Source organism: Paenibacillus sp. Soil724D2 (assembly GCF_001427935.1).
GTDB lineage: Bacteria > Bacillota > Bacilli > Paenibacillales > NBRC-103111 > Paenibacillus_E.
Genome location: NZ_LMRY01000058.1, coordinates 161,520 through 177,032 on the forward strand (window position 1 = coordinate 161,520; position 15,513 = coordinate 177,032).

General features: G+C 43.8%; 20 protein-coding genes, 1 tRNA gene and 1 pseudogene. All 22 read left to right on the top strand.

Annotation, left to right across the window (positions count from 1 at the left end):
• Nucleotides 1–12: 12 nt before the first annotated feature.
• The 22 genes and pseudogenes from ASG85_RS33275 (at nt 13) to ASG85_RS33360 (ending at nt 15,478) form a co-directional block, all read left to right on the top strand.
• The gene (locus ASG85_RS33275; protein WP_057306357.1) at nt 13–804 is read left to right on the top strand and encodes a segregation and condensation protein A; all 792 of its coding nucleotides are present in this window, start codon (nt 13–15) and stop codon (nt 802–804) included.
• Nucleotides 788–1,390 (top strand): SMC-Scp complex subunit ScpB, encoded by a 603-nt coding sequence (gene scpB / locus ASG85_RS33280; RefSeq protein ID WP_060649061.1) that lies wholly within the window; start codon nt 788–790, stop codon nt 1,388–1,390. Before ASG85_RS33275 ends, scpB begins: the two co-directional genes overlap by 17 nt.
• Before the next feature lie 216 nt (nt 1,391–1,606).
• Complete coding sequence (locus tag ASG85_RS33285) at nt 1,607–2,317, top strand: DUF2953 domain-containing protein (RefSeq protein WP_060649062.1); 711 nt, start codon at nt 1,607–1,609, stop codon at nt 2,315–2,317.
• A 117-nt stretch (nt 2,318–2,434) separates the two neighbouring features.
• A pseudogene (locus ASG85_RS37445) lies at nt 2,435–2,542 on the top strand (sporulation protein YtfJ); the annotation flags it as partial.
• Nucleotides 2,543–2,605: 63 nt separating this feature from the next.
• On the top strand, nt 2,606–2,734 hold the full coding sequence (locus tag ASG85_RS39665; RefSeq protein WP_268796146.1) for a hypothetical protein: 129 nt from the start codon (nt 2,606–2,608) through the stop codon (nt 2,732–2,734).
• Nucleotides 2,735–2,739: 5 nt separating this feature from the next.
• On the top strand, nt 2,740–3,195 hold the full coding sequence (locus tag ASG85_RS33290) for a hypothetical protein (RefSeq protein ID WP_156396996.1): 456 nt from the start codon (nt 2,740–2,742) through the stop codon (nt 3,193–3,195).
• Between the two features lie 260 nt (nt 3,196–3,455).
• The gene (locus ASG85_RS33295) at nt 3,456–4,091 is read left to right on the top strand and encodes a hypothetical protein (protein WP_060649064.1); all 636 of its coding nucleotides are present in this window, start codon (nt 3,456–3,458) and stop codon (nt 4,089–4,091) included.
• A gap of 9 nt (nt 4,092–4,100) precedes the next feature.
• Entirely contained in the window at nt 4,101–4,469 is a 369-nt protein-coding gene (locus ASG85_RS33300) for an HNH endonuclease (RefSeq protein ID WP_060649065.1), read from the top strand.
• Nucleotides 4,469–4,741, top strand: coding sequence for a hypothetical protein (locus ASG85_RS33305; protein ID WP_060649066.1), 273 nt, complete (start codon nt 4,469–4,471; stop codon nt 4,739–4,741). The genes ASG85_RS33300 and ASG85_RS33305 overlap by 1 nt, the downstream gene beginning before the upstream one ends.
• A complete protein-coding gene (locus ASG85_RS33310) occupies nt 4,738–5,049 on the top strand; it encodes a hypothetical protein (protein WP_060649067.1) in 312 nt (103 codons plus the stop codon). The genes ASG85_RS33305 and ASG85_RS33310 overlap by 4 nt, the downstream gene beginning before the upstream one ends.
• Nucleotides 5,046–5,213, top strand: coding sequence for a hypothetical protein (locus ASG85_RS38440; RefSeq protein ID WP_156396998.1), 168 nt, complete (start codon nt 5,046–5,048; stop codon nt 5,211–5,213). Before ASG85_RS33310 ends, ASG85_RS38440 begins: the two co-directional genes overlap by 4 nt.
• A 1,404-nt stretch (nt 5,214–6,617) precedes the next feature.
• Nucleotides 6,618–7,037, top strand: a complete 420-nt coding sequence (locus ASG85_RS33315; protein WP_162257305.1) for a hypothetical protein — start codon at nt 6,618–6,620, stop codon at nt 7,035–7,037.
• On the top strand, nt 7,034–7,780 hold the full coding sequence (locus ASG85_RS33320; protein ID WP_060649069.1) for a GP88 family protein: 747 nt from the start codon (nt 7,034–7,036) through the stop codon (nt 7,778–7,780). The genes ASG85_RS33315 and ASG85_RS33320 overlap by 4 nt, the downstream gene beginning before the upstream one ends.
• Nucleotides 7,781–7,865: 85 nt before the next feature.
• Nucleotides 7,866–8,048, top strand: a complete 183-nt coding sequence (locus ASG85_RS33325; protein WP_060649070.1) for a hypothetical protein — start codon at nt 7,866–7,868, stop codon at nt 8,046–8,048.
• Nucleotides 8,045–8,209, top strand: a complete 165-nt coding sequence (locus ASG85_RS38445; protein WP_156397002.1) for a hypothetical protein — start codon at nt 8,045–8,047, stop codon at nt 8,207–8,209. Before ASG85_RS33325 ends, ASG85_RS38445 begins: the two co-directional genes overlap by 4 nt.
• Nucleotides 8,210–9,250: 1,041 nt before the next feature.
• Nucleotides 9,251–9,913, top strand: a complete 663-nt coding sequence (locus ASG85_RS33330; RefSeq protein WP_156397004.1) for a sigma-70 family RNA polymerase sigma factor — start codon at nt 9,251–9,253, stop codon at nt 9,911–9,913.
• Nucleotides 9,914–10,100: 187 nt separating this feature from the next.
• Nucleotides 10,101–10,173, top strand: a tRNA-Met gene (locus ASG85_RS33335).
• Nucleotides 10,174–10,279: 106 nt separating this feature from the next.
• Entirely contained in the window at nt 10,280–10,738 is a 459-nt protein-coding gene (locus tag ASG85_RS33340) for a phage terminase small subunit P27 family (protein ID WP_060649072.1), read from the top strand.
• Nucleotides 10,735–12,420: a terminase large subunit gene (locus tag ASG85_RS33345; RefSeq protein ID WP_200961729.1), complete on the top strand. Its 1,686-nt coding sequence runs from the start codon at nt 10,735–10,737 to the stop codon at nt 12,418–12,420. Before ASG85_RS33340 ends, ASG85_RS33345 begins: the two co-directional genes overlap by 4 nt.
• Before the next feature lie 17 nt (nt 12,421–12,437).
• A complete protein-coding gene (locus ASG85_RS33350; protein WP_063860458.1) occupies nt 12,438–13,742 on the top strand; it encodes a phage portal protein in 1,305 nt (434 codons plus the stop codon).
• Nucleotides 13,720–14,325, top strand: coding sequence for an HK97 family phage prohead protease (locus tag ASG85_RS33355; protein ID WP_060649073.1), 606 nt, complete (start codon nt 13,720–13,722; stop codon nt 14,323–14,325). The genes ASG85_RS33350 and ASG85_RS33355 overlap by 23 nt, the downstream gene beginning before the upstream one ends.
• A gap of 4 nt (nt 14,326–14,329) precedes the next feature.
• Nucleotides 14,330–15,478: a phage major capsid protein gene (locus ASG85_RS33360; protein ID WP_060649074.1), complete on the top strand. Its 1,149-nt coding sequence runs from the start codon at nt 14,330–14,332 to the stop codon at nt 15,476–15,478.
• Nucleotides 15,479–15,513 lie beyond the last annotated feature (35 nt).

The following is a 15,513-nucleotide window of genomic DNA, read 5'->3' on the forward strand; positions in this document are numbered from 1 at the left end:
GGGGAGAACGAAATGAAAGTAACCTATAAGCTAGAAGCATTTGAAGGCCCCCTTGATCTATTGCTTCATCTTATCGATAAAAATGAACTTGACATTTATAATATTCCGATCAAAGAAATTACAGACCAATACTTGGGTTATGTTCAAGCCATGCATGAATTGGAGCTGGATATTACGAGTGAATTTCTTGTGATGGCAGCAACTCTCCTCTCTATCAAGAGCAAAATGCTATTACCTAAGCCGCCTGTTATTGAATTTGATGAATATTTTGATGATATGGACGACTCGCTAGATCCTCGCGCAGAACTTGTTGCGAAGCTGATTGAATACCGAAAGTACAAATCGATTGCCGATATGCTTAGGGATAAAGAAGTAGAACGTAGTCTGGTTTACACGCGAGAACCTGAGGATTTGACATCATACTTGCCTGACATCCAGGAGAACCCGGTTGAGGGGCTTGATGTCGCAGATCTGTTGTTTGCCTTTCAGCGAACGCTAAGGAAGCTGGCTAACCGCAATGTGGTTACGAGAATACGTAGAGATGAAATATCTGTCAAAGAACGCATTAGAGAGGTAGTCGATTTACTTAGAGTTAAAGGCGGCAAGCTGCTTTTCTCGAAGCTATTCGATTACGAAATGACACGTGAAGAAATTGTTGTGACTTTCTTAGCGATACTCGAATTAATGAAAATGAAAAAAGTTATTTGCTATCAGTACAAGCTGTTTGAAGACATCGTCATCCAAGCGAAAGAGGAGGTTTCTGACATTGACACTCAATTTCCAACAGATGAAATCAATTATTGAAGGACTGCTCTTTGCCTCTGGCGACGAAGGTTTGGATGCCAAGCAATTAGCTGAAGTCATGGAGCTTGATCTTTATTTGGTTCGTGATCTGCTTAAAGATATGAGAACAGAGTTCAAACGAAAGGGTCGTGGCGTTCAGATTGTGGAAGTAGCTGGAGCGTATCAGCTAACAACCTTAGCTGAGCATGCGCCCTATTTTGAACGATTAGCTTATTCACCTTCACGATCATCCTTATCTCAAGCTGCGTTAGAGACTTTATCCATCGTTGCTTATAAACAGCCAATTACAAGGGTCGAAATTGAGGAGATCCGCGGCGTGAAATGCGATCGGGCCTTGGCAACCTTAACCGGCAAAGACTTGATAACGGAAGTCGGACGCGCCGATGCGGTAGGTAGACCGATATTGTACGGAACCTCCAAGCAATTTCTAGAATACTTCGGGCTTAGTTCGATTACAGAGCTCCCAGATTCAGCAAGCTTCCAAGGGAATTTCGATCTTGAAGAAGAAACACGTCTATTATTTGACCGATTAGGCGGGGATCAGAAGCAGCTTACGCTTGAAGATGTAAGTGATGAAACAGAATAAGACTCGCATACATGCATTTCATTTCCTTTTTAGGGTCATACTAACTCCACCTACGAGAAGACTTTTTCTTGCAGGCGGAGTTTTTTGTTAAACGGAGTCTTTGGGCAATGCTCAAGATGCCAAAGCGGAGAGACTTTGAGCATAGCTCTCAAAGATCCCAAAGCGGAGAGACTTTGAGCATAGCTCAAAGATCCCTATATTAGGAGGGATTCTAAGTTGTTGTGGCTGTGGATTGTGTTTCTTTTGATCATTTTTGCGATCATCGTTTTCTTATTCAGTTTCATTCGTGGAGAGTTCAACTTCACCAGAGTGAAGGACAACGATACATTATCAGTGGAAATGCGGGCGCTATTCGGGCTTATACGCTATCGTTACGTCATTCCAATCATACAATTCAAAGGCTTTACGAAGGGGATCATGATTAAATCTGAAACCATAACCAAATCCAGTTCCGAACTTAAAGATGAAAACAAGGATCATATCACCAAAGAAAAAATAATCTACCTTTACAATCAAGCAAAGGAAGCACTTGTACATACATTAAACCTTTATGATTGGACGAAGCAGACATTAGCGAAAGTCGAATGTACCGATTTGAAATGGATAACTCGTGTAGGCGTAGGTGATGCTCCTGAAACAGCAATTACAACAGGGGCTATATGGGGAATCAAATCTTCGCTGCTTGGTTTTTCCATTCGCTATGTGAAATTAACGGCTAAGCCACAGATTGATGTCATTCCGCAATACAATGAGAAGCAATTTTCTACCGATTTTCGTTTTGCAGGACGTATCCGCGTATGGTTTGTAGTAGTTGCAGGAGTTCGTTTAATTAGCAGAGCTGCCAAAGTAAAAGGTGGTATTCGCACATGGATTCAAATTGTTTTGAAAACAATGAAGATAAGGTCACGAGTTAAAACTGCTTCTTAAAGTGTACATAACGATATTCCACTAAGGGCACTATACAAATGAACCATTATTGCATTTTGACGTTTTTGCTTCCGATGCCAGTTGATCTGGCTAACAACTCTAAGGAGGAATACGATCATGTCCGAACACCCGATTCAAGGCCTCATGAAAGTCGCCATGGAAAATATTAAAGAAATGGTCGACGTTAATACGATTGTCGGTGACCCTGTAGAAACGCCTGATGGGTGCGGAGTTCACGAATGATACCAGTGCTAGACCCCTTGACCAAACAAACAAAGGGGAATTGTTATGTTGAAGCTAAAGAGCAGAGTAGACGAGTATTTTGGGTTGGAAGAATTTGATGCAGGAAGTCAGTCGTTGTTCTACGGTACACTTGGGTTAATGTTTGTCATCATGATGTCGGGATGGTGGTTCTAATGCCGATGGGATACTTGAAGAGAAAAGAACTACGCGAGAAGATGATGCCAGTGATCGTCAAGTCACTGGAAGACGAAGGGTACAAGCTGCTGTCAAAGACTTACACGAACAATTCCACACACATGGTCAGTGAATGTCCACGCGGGCATGAGTACACGTTCACATGGAACGGTTGGAACGGGGGCAAGCGATGCAGACACTGTTGGATCGAGGACAGCAGACTGACCCAAGAACAGGTCGCTCTCAGGCTCTCAGAGGACGGCTGTGAGTTGTTAGGCGAGTACACGGGCTGTGAGAAGCCATTCAAGTATAAATGCAACTGCGGGAACGTGAGCAGCATTAGATTGCATGATTGGCAGAAGGGTGTCCGTTGCTCGAGATGTGCGGGTCATAAGGCACGGTTAACGATGCGGGAGAATCGCAAGAAAGAGATTATGGAGTTTTTTTCAAGGGTAGAATAAAGGTGATCCTATGGGTCATCTTTTTTATATATTGACATGGCAAAGTATTTGACGTAGAATACAAAGTATCAACAGAAAAGGAGTTGACTAGATGAGGGTTGTCAGCATGTGTTATGTGGTTTGTGACGGTTGCACGGAGTCTAGTCCTGCCGAACAAACCAAGAAGGATGCTATCTGGGTTGCTCGTCAAGTCGGATGGAAGACTATAAAGGGCGAAACATTATGTGTTGATTGTCAAACTAAACAGAAAGAGGTTAATCATGGCTAACAGGAAAGGTCTTGGAGTTAGTAAGAAGTATGCAAATGGCACGATCCATGAGACTGCAACAGGGAAGTTCATGGTGATTGACAGGTTCGCAGACGAGGATGACGATTCAAACACAGCCATGCTTGAGTTCCAGTGGATCTCAGGTGAGAAGGAAGGCAAAACAGAAATCAACAGGGAATCCAATATGGCAGCTAACATACACAAGTTTCAGACATCTAGGGGTAGACCTACAATATTAGCAGAACCACAGAGGATTGAACACAATGTTCCCTTCATGGAAAAGATTGATATGATGTACGATATTTTAAGTGGTTTTACAAATTACATAGACCAAGCTGCAGCAAAGGTAATGAACAATACCTCGTCGTTTGGGGGCAATGTCGAACGGTTGATCGAATTAGCAAATTCTAATAAGGAATATATAGACAAGGGAATGACTGCAATAGATAGATTAGATACTATGGTAAGGCAACAACAGGCTTCCATTTTACAATTAACAGAACAGATACATAGTTTGATTAATCATAGTAATGTGTTCGCACACCAACAGGATGCTATGTATAAGCTTCAAGCAACTATGGCTATGCAACAGGAAACAGTGAACAAATTAATAGAGAAGATCAAATAGGAGAGCAACATGAAAAAATCGTGCAAATACTGTGGACGCTATCATGACGTGACCGTGGTGTGTGCGAGTAAACCACCGCGGAAGAAGCTTGGCAACACAGCAGCCGAACGGTTCAGATCCACCAGTGCGTGGAAGAAGAAGTCCATCGAGATCCGCACCCGTGACAAGGGGTTGTGCCAGTGGTGTCTACGTATCGTGCCTGTCCGCTATTCATTCGATGTAGAGGTACATCACATCATCAAGTTGGAAGCCGATATCACCAAGGCACTGGACAACAGCAATCTTATTACATTATGCAAAGAGCATCACATACAGGCAGATGCCTATGAGATACCGATCAAGGAACTACAAACAATCGTGAAGGGGATGGCAGTGTAATGTGGAAAGTGACTTACGATTGGTTAGATAAGGTCAAGATGGACAAGGAGTCTTATGACTGGGATCAGAAGAAGTGGGACGCACTACCACCCGAGCAGAAGACCAAGATCAAGCTGTACGATGATGACAATAACCTGTACTACGATGGTGTCACCTCTGACATTGATGAGGATGAGGACAAAGCCTTTGCCCCACTCAACTGGGCTGAACGGAACGCGGGTTGTACTTACATGAAATACAAAAACGAAAAGGGAGAGTGGGTCGTACTATGAAAATAACAGTGCAAAGCAAGAACACAGGATTGGTCAAGGAATTGAAGGTAGGTTTCTCATGGACGTTCTTATTCTTCGGATCATTCGTATACATCTTTCGCGGTAACTGGTCTGAGTTCTGGAAATGCTTCTTCCTGAGTGGTATCACGTTGGGTATCTACGCTCTGATCCAGTGTTGGACAGCTAACAAGAAAGAGATTGTCAGGTATATGGAGAAGGGGTACACGGCTGCGGATCCAGTAAGTGAAGATAAACTAGTGAGAATAGGTCTGATAGGTAGAGTAATCAATGGAGGTGTATCAGTATGAGTGAGTACTTGAAGATGGTATTGATCCAGACTAACGAAGCACTTGAGACTATTGCACATACGCTTGACACATTCGGTCATGACCCTGAGTTGGTAAAGCAGATGAAGAAGCTAGTCCAAGAACGGGACGAGTTGGTAGTCCTGATCAACAAGAACCCACAGTGATACCCCCCCTATCATCATTTCGATTAAAGGCACTCCCCCTCGATTTGAAAAATCAAATTGATAGAAATCCCAAAATCAAATTGAAGTCCTTGCCAAGTGCAGGGGCTTTTTTCTATAGGAAATGTGTGGTAGAATGTGTGGATGATGTTGACAAGGCACGGGGAAAATGTGTGCCAAAAGTCTGCCAAATATGCACAGAAATCGACCATGGATTACGTCACCAGACGCTCCAGAATCGATTCTAAGAGGTTGCTAGAATTAGTGGGGCAATGTCACGGAAAAGTCTGTGGAAAAGCTGTGGGAAAGTCCTGTGCGATGTGATGGTACATACGCGTGGAAACTAGATAGAGTTTGGTTCGAATTTGGTCGAGGATTTGCTAGATAACTGCTAGAATTTTTCGAAAAAAAAATAGCTAGGTGATTTTTGCTAGATGGGAAAATAGATAGGGTCGATTTGTACCTCAACTTTCCACCCCGTTGCACCAAAGCTGTAATGCTGTGATGCTGTAGCGAGGTAAAGCAATTGCAATCTTCTGAATTGTCTGACAATTTTCTAGATTAACACTGCAGTGCATTAAAGGAGTCGGATCATTGTGAATATTCTGACAATTTGGGTGACTTATCTGACGATTCAGAAAACTGTGAATTGTCGGAATTGTTTCAAGACTGCAAACTATTCACTTGTCAAGAGAACACTCGAAATTGTTGGATCTCTCCCACTAACAAAAGTATACCACGCTGAAAATCGCTTGACGTATGACTTGCTTTAACGCGTTGACGCGGTATCTTCAGATGAATTATTGACAAAAATAATGCTTGACATATTGACGTTCCCGTATGTTATAATCGCGCGCAGGTGACTCGCTTACTTTTGTATAGTTACTGTAGCCGGTTGGAAGTAACTCACTAAAAGTAAGTGAAAGACTATGCCAGGGATTCGTGCATTACCGCGCTAAAGTGCTGATGAGATCAAATGGATCCTCAGTTGTCAATAGACTTCACAATATTGTCACGCGATTTTTAATGATTTGCCATATACTGACAGCAAAAATCCAATGCATAGTTGGGTTTGTTTGTCAACCATATCTGAGACGCTCCAGAATCGATTCTGAGGGCTTTTTTTGCGTTGTGGGGTCTTAGTATGTCCAACTTTTTCTGATCGAAAGCATACGATCTGGGGGTGTGTCAAGGGGCTTGACAAAATAAATATGTGTGGTATATACGCGGGCGGGCATGCACACGGGCACATTTTAAATAGAAGCGATCCAGTATTTGAGGGCCGAATTGTCAGACTATTACAACTTTTAACTATATCGGCAAAGGGTATTGCGCAAAGTCTTTTGCCATGGTAAGATGGTTCTTGTCAGGACGCGGCGACGCGGTGACGGTGAAAGGATTGGTATTGTGTTCGAATCATACAAGGGGCGCGAGTTGCAAAACGGCAAAGTTGCGCGAGTATATTGGAATTTGCACCGCGATGTTTTCAGTATTCAGCAAAAAGTTGGCAAGTCATGGTTAGTCGTTGGACATGCATCGTCGATGATTTTGCTTGACGCGGTATTCACGGTGAATGAGAAAAAACGATTACAAGTTATTACCGAACAAAAGAAGAACGTGCATGCAATGGTAGTTGGTCGCGTTCCGCGGTTAATGTCTTGGATAATCGAAGTCGATTCTTATAAACAAGCTTATTACAACCCTTACAAGGTCTCACAATTCGTTGATAGTGAAACTAGGGAATCATTGCAATATAGTTGCGTAGACATTGTAAAGTTATTCAATAAATCAATCTACTATAAAAACATTCGGGGGCTAACATCATGAGATACAATACAAAAGTTAAAGCGATTCAAGCAGGGGTAGCAAAGTCAAAAGTTAAAATGGGTGATATTAACATAGGGGTTTCCATCAACAATGCAAAACTAGTTGAAACTGAATTTACTCGCTTTCTAATTTGGTCGATTACTTCCGTTAAAACTTGTCCACTAGCGACTCCAATGTGCATTAAGTCCTGCTATGCAACGAAGGCGGAACGGATTTATCCAAGCGTTCGAACACGTCGTGAAACGAATTATGAAGCGTCTCAGCAGGAATCATTCATACCTGACATGATCGAATTGATCCAGTATGAACTAGACCAAACTGACAAAAACATCAATTTTCGGATCCATGAAAGCGGCGACTTCTATACATACGAATACGCTAAAAAATGGAATTTCATAGCACTTCACTTTATCGGTAATAGTCGTATAACTTTTATGGCATATACAAAAAGCTTGCCATTCGTACAACGCTTATATGCTGAATTCGGGAAACATTGGGTTAACATTAAATTCATGGCAAGCGTATGGGAAGACACAACTCCAGCTATGATTAAACTGGGCAATAAACTGGGGTTAAACACTTTCACAGCGTTAACCACAGATCAATTCCAATTGAAAGATTACTCCAGTTACTTTAAATGCCCGTCAACCGCGTCAATCGATGCATACGGTTGTGGAACATGTTCTGAAAAGCATGGTAGTTGCTACCGCGGCAAAGTTAACATTGCAATCGAGATCCATTAACATGTATATCCTTTCCAGTATGTTTTTACTGTCGCTTATCATCCTACCGTTAACAATAGTCTACAAATCGAGAGGGGTTTATTAAATGGAAAAAGAATATTATATTATTGAATGTTTAGTGCATGGGGGAACGTGGATCTATACAATGGATGCACACGGCAAAAAAACGATGATGGATTTTATCACTGAGTACGTTACTGGTGACGCTGAGTTTTCAATCAAATGTGAAACCGCGACAATGTGCAGGGAAAGAGGGTTTAACGTATGAAGAAGGTAAAAACGTATAAGGGGTATATTATCGCGGAATGTAAGAACGGGAATTACAAGTACCATATTTTCACCAAGGAAGAGTATTCAATGGGTGAGGGGTTCCGCTATTCGGAATGGTCATGTGATTCACTGGGGGAGTGTGTGGAATGGATTGGATAAAACAGGCAATATTTTGCACACGAATGTTATTAAAGAACCTTCTATAACTAGGGGGTTCTTTTTTTTGCGTTCTGGGGGTTCTGGCAGGGATCTTATAGGCATCTATTCCAGTACCGGATAGGGGGCTTTATTTGGCGTTCTCAGGCACGTTTATAGATTGGGTAATACCTAGGTATGGGGTATATAGTAGAGGGGCTGAGAGGGGTTATTATGGGGCTTATATGGCATGTGTTATAAGGGGTCTGGCAGGGGCATAGAGAGACGTTCTTTATTCAAGGCATAAGGGTATGGGGGTATGTGCTAGGGTGGCATAGGGGGCATACTGAGGGGCTACTATATAGGGGTATTATATATAGGGTATATAGGGTAGGGGTATGTGCTAGGGTATGCATGCTATGGGGTAGAGTGCTGCTCATATAGTGTTCGTATATTTATAGTGCATGGGGGTGGGCATGCTAGACTCTATTTACTTACGTTTAGTACGTACTAATATATGTCAACTATTGTTTAGATATTTACTTACTTTTTGTGCATAACTATATATGTCTTGTTTACTCACTTTATGTGCGTGACTATTTATTTGTACCTTACTTACTATAAGTACCCCCCGGCATCCTTACTTTAAGTAAGTGACTTTTGCCCGCCACCGCACTCTGTGAATCATTCAAAAAGAACTCCCTAAATTGTACTTGGCTGAGACCCATTCTCAATAGAAAGGGGTCAAAAAGGGGCATTACCATTTTCAAAAGGTAATAATTTCGCTTCGGTAATGGCTGTATCCCGCACTGGGCAAGGGTTTGACCGATTCTACCAAAATTACCTGTTCATGACCCAAAGCTTTTGCTATAGGGACTCTCCCGTTTCAGCGTTCTCTTAATATATATACTTTATAAAAAAAGAGTAAGAAAGGTAATAAAGTAATATCCCTTGCCCTGTCTGGGTTTGCGGGCTTACCTTTGCATTACCTTTTGAAAATAAAGGTAAGGATTGTGAAAATGGGTCGTTCTCTGGGATTAGATCAGTGTAAGCCAAATCGAGAGGATGATCCCAATGAACGTATCCATTAAACAACTAACCACTGAAATCAAAAATGCCAAAGCACAAGCCCTTCGTGACCCGTACCAGTTCGAGCGTAGTGACATGGTCATTGGTCTTGGTGAGGAAGCAAATACATTGACTGACACTGTCCTGACAAAGAATAGAATGAACATCTCTGGTACACGTAACTTCCCTGCTGAAGTCCGAGAGAAGGTTGACGCAATCTTTGAAAAGTTCCCTGACCAATTGAAGATCCTTGGACTGTACTATGATGCAGGGTTCACTGCTGAAGAGATCGCTGATACGCAGGGCAGCCAAGAGGATAGTGTCACACGTTCCTTGAGACGAGCCAAAGCCCGCTTGAAGAAGTACCTGACTGCCGTGGAATACGATTCCATTCGTTGGGCAATCGGTGATGCCAAATCCCTTGATGCCACGCAGCCAAGATTTGTCAATCCCTTCCATAGCGAGTTCGTTGCACCGCAGCCTGTACGTACTGGAAAGCTAACTGCCCACGGTATGGTCATAGAGTGGGAAGATGGGTTCAAATCATTCCTGACATTGGTCACCCCTGTGAGAAGAAAGATCAAAGGACTACACCCTGAACCAAAGGATTTACCACTGCCACGGTGGATGCAACAAGAACTTCCAGACGCTGTCTCCTAACGGGGGCAGTTTTTTTTATTTTCCATAAAATAACCCTTGACTTTTGCCAAAAGTGGTAGTGCTAGAGCCATAAGTATGAGGGGGTCAAGCCTTTATCTCACCCTTGAATGGTTTAGCTGACCTAGGAAGACTTCCTCACACAAATACGTTGGACACAGTCGGACAGGGCACAAAGACGTATTGTCACAGCGATGTAACTCAGTAGGTAGAGTGTGTGGCTCATAACCACAAAGTCAGGGGTTCAAGTCCCTTCGTCGCTATTTAACATGGGTGGTTCTAGTACACGAAAGTGAGACTCGTAGGGGTGTTCAAAGCACAACCGCCCGCCAAATCCCAACTCGATTAAATAATAAGGTGGTGTAAACATTGGGTAGACCCAACATGGCATTGTCAGTGACTTCCAAGCATTTGACCAAAGCCGAAATAGCAGAACGAACTGAACAAGAAACTCTATTGAAAGGTGATGCCAATGACATTAGACCCTCTCATTATTTAACCGAGAGACAGGTCGATATGTTCGACAATCTCGTAAGCGAACTGGAAGCATCGGGTATCCTTAGTAATCTTGATTCCGATAACCTTTCTCAGTACGTATTCGCACTGGATCAGTTGCAGACATTGAACGACATGATCAACAGGAACCCTGAGAACATGTTTGACAAGGGTATGCTCACTGCTCGTAGTCAATTGGTCAAGGAATGCCAAGCTTATTCTACTGCATTCAACCTGACCCCACAAGCACGGGCTAAGATGGGCAGCAACACGATCAAAGCGAAGGAGAAGAAGGAAGATCCGCTATTGGCAGCATTGAAGGTGGTTAAGTGAGTATCCTGCTTGATAATGCACTCCGATATGCAAAAAACGTCATTTCTGGGGTCGAAATCGCTCCACCAGAGGTCAAAACGCAGTGTATTTGGTTCTTAAATGACTATTACATTCGTGAATTTGACGATGAATTTAAGTACGAATTTCGCCAAGACAAGATCGACATCATTGAAAATATCCTTGAGGTAATTACATTTGCCACTGGGTTCTCGGCAGGACAATCCCTTTTATCGGGACTTGCTGACTTCCAGTGTTTTTTTGTTGCCAACGTGTTCGGGTGGAGATTCAAGGATGACACAGATCGGTTCAGATACCGTGACAATACCCTTTGGATACCCCGCAAGAATGGTAAAACTTTTCTCTGCGCTGTGATCATACTTTTGCTGATGTTGACAGAACCCAAATTTTCTGAGTTCTATTCCATCTCAAAGGATCGGGAACTAGCGGGAGAAACAAAGAAAGCCTTAACACAGCTTATCACGGGATCGGAAGTCCTGTCCAAGCATTTCACCACACCCACTACGCTACACGGGAAGATGAAGTCGCTTATTACTGAGTCCTTCTATCAAGCCAGAACAGCGGAAGCCAATTCCAACAATGGCATACGTCCTAGCTGCATCGTGTGTGATGAAATGGGTGCTTTTACCAGTTATGACAATTATGCGGCAATGATCTCAGGTCAATTGTCCGTGCGTAACCCTTTGAGATTCCGACTCACAACGGCATACGCGGTTGATGGATCGATCTTCTTGGAGGAGATTGCCTACATCAGAAAGGTGTACGCGGGCTTCATCGAGGACGAGAGAATGTTCGCCTTGCTCTATTACGCTGACGAAGAGAACCTCTGGACAGATCACGGTCTGTACATGTCCAATCCGTTACGCATCGAACAGAACTATGAAGAGATCAGAGACTCCAGAGCCAAGGCGATAGAATTGCCGTTACAGCGGGTGGAGTTTTTGACCAAGCACGTTAACCATTTCATGTCTGAGCAATCTGGTGAAGCTTACGTGGATATCAACGATGTCCGTAAGGGCAAGATCGAGGAATTCGACTGGACAGGTAGACAGGTTTGGCTAGGGATCGACTTAGCCTTGACCACAGATAACTGTGCCGTTGCCATGGTGACAGAGGAGGACATGCACATCTATGCAGATGTCTTTGCCTTTGTGCCAACACAACGAATCCCTGAGAAGAACAGGATGGAGAAAATCAACTACAACGATTTCATTAAAGAGGGCAAGGTGTTCTCTTGCGGAGAGGTAACGGTGGACTATGGCTTTATTGAGGATATGGTTTTGGGGCTTGAGAATAAGTACGGCGTTTCAGTTGTGGGCATTGCATATGACCGTTATAACGCATTGTCTTCTTGCCAACGGTTCGAGCGTTCTGGATACACATGTGTCGAGACGAAGCAGCACTCCTCGGTACTGCATCCACCCACCAAGCTTCTTCAAGAAAAAATCGTGAGTCATGAGTTCCATTACACGCACAACACGCTCTTGGAGATCAACTTCCAGAACTGTCGTGTGGTGTATGACAACAACTTGAACATGTATGTAAACAAGAAGAAAAGTAATGGTCGCGTAGATATGGCGGTGGCATTGATTAACGGTGTGTACCTACTCCAACAGGACGTTGTCTTCAACTCCGAAAGTGGTTGGGGAGCAGACGTTTTCTAAGGAGGGAGGTGAAATAAATGGCATGGTACAACTTTAGAAAAGAAGCACAAGTCGAAGTTCGTCAGTCCCTTGAAGACATCCTCTTGGCTGCGGGAATTGGTACGAACACGATCACATATGAACAGGCAATGACGATCCCTGCATTCTCTGCTTCTGTACATCTAATCTCCAATACTGTCGCATCTCTTCCTATTAAATTGTACAAGACGGAAGGTGATCGCATCGAGGAGGTCTACGATGATCTGCGGGTTGCCCTGCTTAACAAAGAGACAGGTGACACACTGGACGGTTTCCAGTTTAAGAAGAGTATGGTTGCTGACTTCTTGGTCTACGGCGGTGGCTATACTTACATTTCCAAATCTCGTAACAAGGTCAAATCCTTGCACTACGTTAGTAGAGGATCGGTATCGGTAGTATCATCCCCAGATCCAATTGTGAAGCGTAATGACATTCTGGTCAACGGTGTGTCTTACCGCGACTACGAGTTCATCAAGTTGCTTCGTAACACGGCAAACGGTGGTACAGGTTTCGGGCTATTGGTTGAGAACAACAAGATGCTTTCACTGGCATACAACACATTGGTCTTCCAAGAGATGTTGGTAAAAACTGGGGGAAACAAGAAGGGATTTTTGAAAGCCCAGAGTCGTTTGAGCAAGGAAGCGATGACCGAACTGAAGACAGCGTGGGCTAATCTCCACCAGAACAACAGTGAGAACATTATCGTTTTGAACAACGGATTGGAGTTCCAAGAGAGCAATAACTCAGCCGTGGAAATGCAGATCAACCAGAACAAAATCTCGAACAACCAAGACGTTTACAACATGTTTGGGATCCCTGTCGAACTGATGAATGGTAAGGCTACGGGTGGCAACGAGGAGATGTACAGTTCATTCGTGAAGTTGGCGATCCTTCCGCTACTAGAAGCATTTGAAGCTGCGGTAAACGCAACGATGCTCCTGACCGCTGAGAAAGAGAAACTTGTCTTCAAGTTTGACACTACTGCGATCCTGATGGCTGACATCGAGAAGCGATACAAGGCTTATGAGATTGCGATCAAGAACGGGCTGCTGCAGATCGATGAGATTCGCAAGATCGAGAAATATGAACCGATCGGTTTGGACTTCATCAAATTGTCCCTTGCAGACGCACTGTACAATCCGAAGACCAAGGACTTGTTCGTACTTAACACTAACTCGGCTGTCAAGTTGGGTGAAGGTGGTATTGAGCAGACTAACGATCCTTCTGCCAAAGGTGATAGTCCCAAGGCAGACACTTCCGACCCGAAGGAGGTGAAGAAAGATGAAAGTGGAGATCCGAAATAACAGCGTTCTACTTGACGGTTATGTCAATGTGCATACGCGAGATTCGAAAGAGTTACCATCCCCGCGTGGAAAATTCGTGGAACAGATCATGCCAAAGGCATTTGCTGATTCCCTACACAAACGTGCTGAAGTCGATCTTCTGTTTAATCACAGATCAGATCGCAAGCTTGGCAGCACTGGCGATAACCTTCAACTGTTCGAGGACACGATTGGTCTTCGGGCTATTTGTACTGTCACGGACGAAGAAGTTGTCAACAAAGCTAGAGCAGGGGAATTACGAGGTTGGTCGTTTGGCTTCATTGCTACCGAACAACGATGGGCAGAAGCTGACAATGGGCTACAACGTAGATTCGTAGACGGTCTCGATCTATTGGAAGTTTCGATCCTAGATTGTTCTCCCGCATATGTGTCCACAACGATTGAAGCCCGCGGTGAAGTAGCGGAACAACGGTTTGAAGAGGTTGCCCTAGAGGTGACAGTTATTGAGGAACGCATGGACGAAGTGGTTAATGAGACCCCTGTTCCAGATTACACAGTAGTAGAAACACAAATTCTGATTGACAAATTAAAAGGAGGATTTTAAACGAATGAAACATCTTATCGAAAAACGCAACGACCTCATCACTGAGATGGAAGGTCTAGTTTCCGTTGCAAAAACAGAGACTCGCTCTCTAGCAACTGAAGAAGTAACTCGCGTAGAAGAGATTCGCGCAGAAATCAAAAACATCGATGTGACACTTAAATTAGAGGAGGAAACACGCGCAATGGAAAAGCCAGTAGTAGTAGCACCGACAGAAGTTGAGGTTCGTCAAGCAGAGTTGGATAAAGAGTCCCGCGCATTTGTTGCGTACATTCGTGGAGATCAATCCGCTGAAACTCGCGCAGCTTTGTCCGTAGGTGGTCAAGGTGTAGTAATCCCGAAAGCAATCGCTGCTCAAATCGTTGACAAAGTAGTTAACTTGTCCCCGATCTTGTCCAAGGTAACAATGTATAACTTCAAAGGTGACCTTGTAATCCCGACTTACGATTACACTGCACACATCCCTGCGGGTTACTACACGGAACTTGCTACAATCACTGGTACGAACGCGGACTTCGGTTCTGTGACACTGACTAACAACATCGTTGTGGCAATGTCTTTGATCTCAAAGTCTTTAATCAACCGTTCTGATGTAGACGTAGTTCCTTTCATTGTGAATGCTATCGCAAAAGCTTTAGCCCACTTCATGGAAAAAGAGTTAGTCGCAACTGGTGTAGGCGCGGGTCGTGTGAACGGTCTTGCTACTTTGGCAGCGGGTCAACAAACTCTTGGTGCTACTACTTTGGTAATCACTCCACAAGAGTTGATCAACCTTCAATTGAAAGTGCCACAAGCGTTCCAAGGTGGTTGCTCTTGGTTGATGCATCCAACGACTTACGGCTACCTTGCAGGACTAACTGCGGGTGCGGGTAACAACACGTTGCTGCTTGGTAACACATTGGCTGACGGCTCTGGTTTCAGCTTGCTTGGTAAGCCAGTAATGCTTTCCGACAACATGCCTGTAATCGCTGTGAATGCTTTGGAAATCTTCTACGGTGACTTCTCCGCTGTTGCTATGAAGATTGTTAAAGACGTTGAGATTCAAGTTCTTCAAGAGCGTTATGCCGATCAGTACGCGGTAGGTGTTCTTGCTTCCCTTGAGTGCGATGCAAAAATCGTAGAGCCACAGAAGTTTGTAGCTTACAAAGGTAAGTAATCAAGCGGGGGTGTAAAAGCCCCCTCTTTTTTATT

Bases quoted from the DNA above. Each gene is read 5' to 3' on its own strand.
- ASG85_RS33275 (WP_057306357.1), top strand. From the start codon at position 13: ATGAAAGTAACCTATAAGCTAGAAGCATTTGAAGGCCCCCTTGATCTA.
- scpB (WP_060649061.1), top strand. From the start codon at position 788: ATGAAATCAATTATTGAAGGACTGCTCTTTGCCTCTGGCGACGAAGGT.
- ASG85_RS39665 (WP_268796146.1), top strand. From the start codon at position 2,606: ATGTTGAAGCTAAAGAGCAGAGTAGACGAGTATTTTGGGTTGGAAGAA.
- ASG85_RS33290 (WP_156396996.1), top strand. From the start codon at position 2,740: ATGGGATACTTGAAGAGAAAAGAACTACGCGAGAAGATGATGCCAGTG.
- ASG85_RS33295 (WP_060649064.1), top strand. From the start codon at position 3,456: ATGGCTAACAGGAAAGGTCTTGGAGTTAGTAAGAAGTATGCAAATGGC.
- ASG85_RS33300 (WP_060649065.1), top strand. From the start codon at position 4,101: ATGAAAAAATCGTGCAAATACTGTGGACGCTATCATGACGTGACCGTG.
- ASG85_RS33305 (WP_060649066.1), top strand. From the start codon at position 4,469: ATGTGGAAAGTGACTTACGATTGGTTAGATAAGGTCAAGATGGACAAG.
- ASG85_RS33310 (WP_060649067.1), top strand. From the start codon at position 4,738: ATGAAAATAACAGTGCAAAGCAAGAACACAGGATTGGTCAAGGAATTG.
- ASG85_RS38440 (WP_156396998.1), top strand. From the start codon at position 5,046: ATGAGTGAGTACTTGAAGATGGTATTGATCCAGACTAACGAAGCACTT.
- ASG85_RS33320 (WP_060649069.1), top strand. From the start codon at position 7,034: ATGAGATACAATACAAAAGTTAAAGCGATTCAAGCAGGGGTAGCAAAG.
- ASG85_RS33325 (WP_060649070.1), top strand. From the start codon at position 7,866: ATGGAAAAAGAATATTATATTATTGAATGTTTAGTGCATGGGGGAACG.
- ASG85_RS38445 (WP_156397002.1), top strand. From the start codon at position 8,045: ATGAAGAAGGTAAAAACGTATAAGGGGTATATTATCGCGGAATGTAAG.
- ASG85_RS33330 (WP_156397004.1), top strand. From the start codon at position 9,251: ATGATCCCAATGAACGTATCCATTAAACAACTAACCACTGAAATCAAA.
- ASG85_RS33350 (WP_063860458.1), top strand. From the start codon at position 12,438: ATGGCATGGTACAACTTTAGAAAAGAAGCACAAGTCGAAGTTCGTCAG.
- ASG85_RS33355 (WP_060649073.1), top strand. From the start codon at position 13,720: ATGAAAGTGGAGATCCGAAATAACAGCGTTCTACTTGACGGTTATGTC.
- ASG85_RS33360 (WP_060649074.1), top strand. From the start codon at position 14,330: ATGAAACATCTTATCGAAAAACGCAACGACCTCATCACTGAGATGGAA.